Raw genomic sequence first — 6,287 nt, 5'->3', positions numbered from 1 at the left:
CGCGGCGCGGTCGAGCGCGTCGAGGTCGCCGTCGATGTAGCGGGAGACGAGATCGAGCGCGAGCTGGTCTCCGCGCTCGGTCTCGCCGCGGCCGGTCACGGCGCGGCGCAGCGCGAGGCGCGCGTGGGCGAGGCGCTGCAGCGCCGCGTCGTGCGGCGCGGCGAGAATCTTCTCGACCTCGTCCCAGTTGCGGCCGTCGGTGTCGCGCAGCGTCAGCACCGCCCGCTGCGGGCCGGCGAGGCGCATCCGCGCCGCCGCGACCCGCCGCGCGATCTCCGCGGCGTCGAGGGCGGCGACCGGCTGCCCTTCCGGCAGCGGCGCCGAGGTCACGTGGCGGCGCTCCCCCTGCCGCTCGAGGAGCTTCACGGCGCGGCCGACGGCGATCCGCTCGAGCCACGACGAGAAGCGCAGCTCCCCGGCGAAGGCGGGCAGGGTGCGGTGCGCGGCGAGGAACGTGTCGCGCGTCACTTCCGCCGCGTCCTGCGGGTGGCGCAAAACGCGCCACGCGATGCGCCAGACCGTGCGGACGTGGCGGTCCAGGAGTTGTTCGAACGCGGCGCGGTCGCCGATTTTCGCGGCCTCGATCAGTTCCTGCTCGGGCCGCTCCGGGACGCTCTTGTCGGCTTTGCTCATGTCGCAAAAGCATATCGCGGAACAGATGAGGACGCAGCGGGCGTTCGTCGCGGCGGGCGATCCTTGCTACCGTTGCAGGGCGGGTCGGCGCGGCGCTTCGGCCGCCCTCCGCGGGACGGGGACGCAATGACCGGACGGTTCGCGGACAACGGTGAATTGGCGGCGGCGCTGGAGCGACTGCTGCCGCGGGTCGAGAAGCCGACGCGCTATCTCGGCGGCGAAGTCAATCAACGCGTCAAGGCCGCCGAGGAAGTCCGGCTGCGCGTCGCGCTCGCGTTCCCCGACCTCTACGAAATCGGGATGTCCCACCTCGGCTTCCGGATCCTCTACGCGCTGCTCAACGACCTCGACGGCGTCGCCGCCGAGCGGGCGTTCATGCCCTGGAGCGACATGCTCGGGCTGCTGCGCGCGGAGGGCCTGCCGCTGACGTCGCTGGAGACCCGCGCGCCGCTCTCGTCGTTCGACGTCGTCGGCTTCTCGCTGCAGTACGAGCTGGCGGCGACGAACGTCCTCGCGATGCTCGAGCTCGGCGGGATCCCGCTTCTCGCCGCGGAGCGGGAAGAGGGCGCGCCGCTCGTGCTCGCCGGCGGCCCCGCGGCCGCGAACCCCGAGCCGTTCGCGCCGTTCTTCGACCTGATCCTGCTCGGCGACGGCGAGGAGGCGTTCCCCGAGGCGCTGGCGGAACTGCGGCGCCTCAAGGACGCCGGAACGCCGCGCGCGGAGATCGTGCGGCGCCTCGCGCGCCTCGAGGGTTGGTACGCGCCGGGGCTCTACGACGTCGCGCGCGACGAGCGGACCGGCTTCCTGCTGCCGCGCCCGAAGGCGGGGGAGGACGTCCCGGCCCGCGTGAAGCGGCGCGTCGTCCTCGACCTCGACGCCCATCCGTTCCCGGCGGCGATCCTCGTGCCGCACGCGGAGATCGTCCACGACCGCGTGTCGTGGGAGATCATGCGCGGCTGCCCGACCGGCTGCCGCTTCTGCCAGGCGGGCTACCTCTACCGGCCGACGCGCGAGCGGAACCCCGCCGCCGTGCGGGACGGGGTGCGGGCCTCGATCGAAGCGACCGGCTACGACGAGTTCTCCCTCACCTCGCTCAACTCCGGCAAGTACGGCGCGATGCTCCCGCTGCTGACGGCGCTGATGGACGAGATGGCGCCGCGCCGCGTCTCGGTCGGGCTCTCTTCGCTGCACGCCACGACGCTCAGCGAGGAGCTGGCGGCGCAGGTCAAGCGGGTGCGCAAGACCGGCTTCACGATGGCCCCCGAAGCCGGCTCGCAGCGGCTGCGGGACGTGATCAACAAGAACCTCGACGAGGAGCAGATCCTCCGCGCCGCGCGCCTCGCCTTCGAGGCCGGCTGGGACCTCGTCAAGCTCTACTTCATGATCGGGCTCCCGACCGAGACCGACGAGGACGTGGACGCGCTGGTCGATCTCGCGGGCCGCGTGGCGCGCCTCGGGCGGGAGCTGCGCGGGCCGCGGGCCAAGGTGACCCTCTCCGCCTCGACGTTCGTGCCGAAGGCGTTCACGCCGTTCCAGTTTTGCGGGATGAACAGGGAAGAGGTCGTCGCGGCCAAGCAGCGGCGGATCCGCGCGCGGCTGCCGCGCGGCGTGCAGTTCAAGCACCACGACCACGGCGCCTCGTGGCTGGAAGGCGCGCTCTCGCGCGCCGACCGCTCCGCGGCGCAGGCGATCCTCGAGGCGTACCGCCGCGGCGCCGTCCTGGACGGCTGGACGGAGATGCTCGACGTCGCGCGCTGGCGGGAGGCGTTCGCCGCGGCCGGGATCGACGCCGACGACTGGGCGACGCGCGCGCTGCCGGTCGAAGCGGAGCTGCCGTGGGAGGTCGTCGATCCGCTGATCCGCCGCCCGTGGCTGGAGCGGGAGTGGGAGCGGGCGACGCGCGCCGAGCGGACCGCGCCGTGCGACCAGCAGTGCGGGGCGTGCGCCTCGTTCGCCAAGGAATGCGCGTCGGGCGTCGTCGCGCGGCGCCGTTGGACGACGCTTCCCGACGAGGGGCCGCAGGGGCCGGACGCCGCGCCCGAAACCGCGTTCGCCGCGGCGCCGGCCGACGGCGCGCGGGAGAGCGCGCGCGGCGACGAGGCGGATCACGCGCGCGGCGACGAAGCGGAGCGCGCGCGCGGCGGCGAAGCGGAAGGCGTGCGCGGCGGCGAAGCGGAGAGCGCTCGCGGCGCGGAGGCGGAGGCGCCGGCCGCCGCGGCGCCGCCGGCGCCGGTCTACCGCCACCGGCTGCTGTTCGAGAAGCTGGGCCGCGCCCGCTTCCTCGGCCACCTCGACCTCGTGCGGGCGATGACGATGGCGTTCCGCCGCGCGGGGGTGCCGCTGGCCTACTCCTGCGGCTTCAAGCCGCATCCGCGCCTCTCGTTCACGCCGGCGCTGGCGCTCGGCGTCGGCTCGCGCGGCGAGTTCGTCGACGTGGACACGACCGGGCCGCTCGACGCCGAAAGCGCGATCCCGCGCATCGACGCCGCGCTGCCCGAAGGACTGCGCGTCCTCGCGCTCGTCCCCGCCGACCTCGACGCCGCGGCGCTGCAGGACGCGGTGCGCTTCGCCGTCTACCGCGCGCGGCTGCCGCTCGCGCCCGACGCGCTGGCGGAGCGGGTCGCGGCGTTCCTCGCCGCGGAGTCGGTCCCGATCGTCCGCGCGCGCAAGGGACGCGAGCGGGCGCTCGACCTCCGTCCGCTGGTCGCCGAGATGTCGTGCGCGCCGGACGGCGAGCTGCGCTTCGCCCTGCGCGTGTCGGTCGAAGGATCGGCGCGCCCGGTCGAGATCCTGGAGTGGCTCGCCGGCAAGGCCGCCGCCGCCGCGGCCGACGTCGAGCGCACCGAACTGCTCGCCGAGGCCGGAGGGCGGCGCGTTTCGCCGCTGCTGCTGGCGCGGCGGCGGATGCGGGAGTAGCCGGTGGAAGACGAGCGCGGACACGCCGAAGAGAACGGGCCGAGCGCCGCGCGGCGCACGATCGTCGTCGCGCGCGACCTCGGCGAGGTCTGGCTGGCGCTGCTCGAGGACGGCCGGGTCGTCGAACTGACGGTCCGTCCCGTCGGGCAGGGACGGCTGCTCGGCGCGATCCTCAAGGGGCGCGTGAGCCGCGTCGCCTCCGGCGTGCACGCGGCGTTCGTCGCGATCGGCCAGGCGCGCGACGCGTTCGTTCCGCTCGACGACGACCGCGAGCCGCCGCGCGAAGGGGACGAGGTCCTGCTGCAGGTCGTGCGGGAGGCGCAGGGGGCGAAGGGACCGCGGGCGACGTTCGACGTGACCCTTCCCGGCTGGGCGCTCGTCCTCGCCCCGCGCCGCGCGCAGTGCGGCGTGAGCCGCAAGATCGTCGATCAAGTCGAGCGGGAGCGGCTGCGCGCGCTCGTCGAGGAACTGGCGCCGGAAGGGTTCGGCCTCGTCGCGCGCACCGCGGCGACCGGGCTCGGGCGGGACGAGCTGCGCGCCGAGCGGGACGAACTGCTGGCGCGCTGGAACGGGATCGCCGCGCGGGCGGCGGAGTCGCGCCCGCCGACGCTCGTCCACCGCGAGGACGATCCGGGCGTCGTCTTCGTGCGCGACCATCTGGCGGGCGGGCTCGAGGCGATCGTCGTCGACGGCGAGGCGGAGGAGTTCGCGCGCCGTCTCGGCGAGCGCGGCGAGGCGGCGCGCGTCGCGCCGCACGTCGGGCCGCTCCCGGCCGTCGAGGCGTACGGACTCGAGCAGGCGGCGCGCCTGGCGCTGGCCGCCGAGGCGCCGCTTCCCGGCGGCGGCTGGCTCGCGCTGCAGAGCACCGAGGCGCTGACGGCGATCGACGTCAACAGCGGCGCCGACACCTCCGCGGCGAACCTCGAGGAGACCGCGCTGCGCACGAACCTCGAGGCGGCGGAGGAGATCCCGCGGCAACTGCGGCTGCGCGACGTCGGCGGTCTGGTCGTCGTCGACTTCATCGACATGGACGCGGCGGCGGACCGCGCGAAGGTCAACGCGGCGTTCGCCGCGGCGCTTTCGCGCGACCGCGCGAAGCTGCGCGTCCTGCCGCTGACCGACTTCCACCTCGCGCAGATCACGCGCGAGCGGCGGCGCCTGCCGCTGGAGAAGATCCTCGGCGAGCCGTGCCCCTGCTGCCGCCGCGGCGTCGTGCTCCGTCCGGAGGCCGCGGCGCGCGACCTGCTGCGCGAGGCGCGCCGCCGCGCGAGGCCGCTGCCGCGCGCGCGGATCGTGCTCGAGGCGCCGGAGACGGTCGCCGCCGCGGGGCGCGAGATTCTGGACCTGTGGGGCGAGGCGAGCGGCTTCGACCGGACGCGGCCGGTCGTCTGGCGCGTCGGCGAGCGCTCCGTCCGCGTCGAGTCCTGACGGCGCGTCGGCGAGCGTTCCGTCCGCGTCGAGTCCCGACGGCGCGGCGGCGCGGGCCGCTCGTCGCCGACGTCCGCGAACGACGAGACGGCGGAGGCGCGGCGGGCGGTCAGGCGCGCGCGCGGAGCTTCGCGCGGCAGTCGGCGCAGAACGACGGTTCCTCGACGTCGATCTCGCCCACGTCGTGCGCGCTGGCCATCAGGCAGGACCTGTCGGCGCAGTGGACGAGGCCGAGCAGGTGGCCGAGCTCGTGCAGCGTCTCCTTCTCCAGCCGCTCCAGCAGCAGCCCGGCGTCCTCCGGCTCGCCGTGGAAGCGCGGGTCGAGGCGGTGCGTCGAGACGACGGCCGCCGCGCCGCGCAGCTCGGCGCAGCCGAAGACGTAGGTCAGGACCGGCAGGCAGAGATCGACCGCGGCGACGGCGAGGATCCGTCCGCCCGGCGGGGCGGACTCCTTGAGCCGCGCGAGGACGAGGTCGGCGCGGTACTGGCGGCGCGCGGCGTCGAGGAACGGCGCCGGATCGAGCGGGGGAAGCGGCGGGAGGGGCTCGAAGCGGAGCGCGCCGCGGGCGACGGCGGCGACCCGTTCGAGGACCGGCGGCGGCACGGCGCCGAGCGGCGCGACGCCGAGCCGCCCGCGGCCGGTGTTCGCCGCTCCGCGGAGGATCACGGCGTCCCGTCGTCCGCGCGATGGACGTCGCTCGCCGCGTCGCGCGGGCGTTCTTCCGCGCGAGGGACGTCGCTCGGCGCGTCGCGCCCGTCGTCGCCGAGCCGCAGGACGGCGCGCGCGCCCCCCTCGGCGCGGTCGGCGAGTTCGAGCCGCGCGCCGCACTTCGCGGCCGCCGCGCGGGCGATCGGCAGGCCGAGCCCGAGCCCGTCGCCGGCGGCGCGCGTGGTGAAGAGCGGATCGAAGGCCCGGGCGAGCGCCGCGGCGCCGAAGCCGGGCCCGTCGTCCTCGACGAGAACGACGATCCCGCGCCCTTCGCGGCGCGCGGCGATCGTCGCCGCGCCGCGCGTCTCCGCGGGCGCCCCGGCCCGCTTCGCGGCGCCGGCCGCGCCGAGCGGCCGCGCCTCCAGCGCGTCGAGCGCGTTGTCGATCAGCGGCCCGACCGCTTCGGCCAGCGCGGCCGGGACGGAGGCCTGCGCGGCGCGCGGATCGGCGAGCTCGAGCGTCAGCGCGATCCCGGCCGCTTCGGCGCGGGGCCGCCGCTCCTCGACGACGCGGCGCAGCACGTCGGCGAGCGGCAGCGTCGAGAGCGCCGGCTCGCGCTCCGGCGCGAGGGCCCGCAGCCCGGCGACGAGGCGCCCCGCCT

The 6,287-nt window shown here is 76.3% G+C and carries 5 protein-coding genes; 2 read left to right on the top strand and 3 right to left on the bottom strand.

The features are described 5' to 3' along the window. Positions 1 to 633, bottom strand: a 633-nt coding sequence (locus LLG88_07145; GenBank protein MCE5246682.1) for an RNA polymerase sigma factor, incomplete at its 3' end; no start/stop codon positions are given. Between the two features lie 126 nt (positions 634 to 759). Between LLG88_07145 and LLG88_07140 the strand changes: the two genes are divergently transcribed. Both LLG88_07140 and LLG88_07135 read left to right on the top strand, forming a co-directional pair. After that, positions 760 to 3,549, top strand: a complete 2,790-nt coding sequence (locus LLG88_07140; protein MCE5246681.1) for a TIGR03960 family B12-binding radical SAM protein — start codon at positions 760 to 762, stop codon at positions 3,547 to 3,549. 3 nt (positions 3,550 to 3,552) lie between these two features. Then, entirely contained in the window at positions 3,553 to 4,977 is a 1,425-nt protein-coding gene (locus tag LLG88_07135; protein ID MCE5246680.1) for a ribonuclease E/G, read from the top strand. 109 nt (positions 4,978 to 5,086) lie between these two features. On the opposite strand, the gene LLG88_07130 is transcribed toward LLG88_07135, so the two are convergent. Both LLG88_07130 and LLG88_07125 read right to left on the bottom strand, forming a co-directional pair. Next, positions 5,087 to 5,644, bottom strand: coding sequence for a hypothetical protein (locus LLG88_07130; protein ID MCE5246679.1), 558 nt, complete (start codon positions 5,642 to 5,644; stop codon positions 5,087 to 5,089). Beyond that, a partial coding sequence (locus LLG88_07125) for a hypothetical protein (GenBank protein ID MCE5246678.1) occupies positions 5,641 to 6,287 on the bottom strand: 647 nt, incomplete at its 5' end. The genes LLG88_07130 and LLG88_07125, both read right to left, overlap by 4 nt.

The sequence above is a fragment of the bacterium genome (assembly GCA_021372775.1).
Lineage (GTDB): Bacteria > Acidobacteriota > Polarisedimenticolia > J045 > J045 > JAJFTU01.
Note: the sequence above shows the minus strand (reverse complement) of the source record. Positions and strands in the feature narration are given on the sequence as shown.

Coding starts and splice junctions, on each gene's coding strand:
- LLG88_07140 (MCE5246681.1), top strand. CDS start 760: ATGACCGGACGGTTCGCGGACAACGGTGAATTGGCGGCGGCGCTGGAG.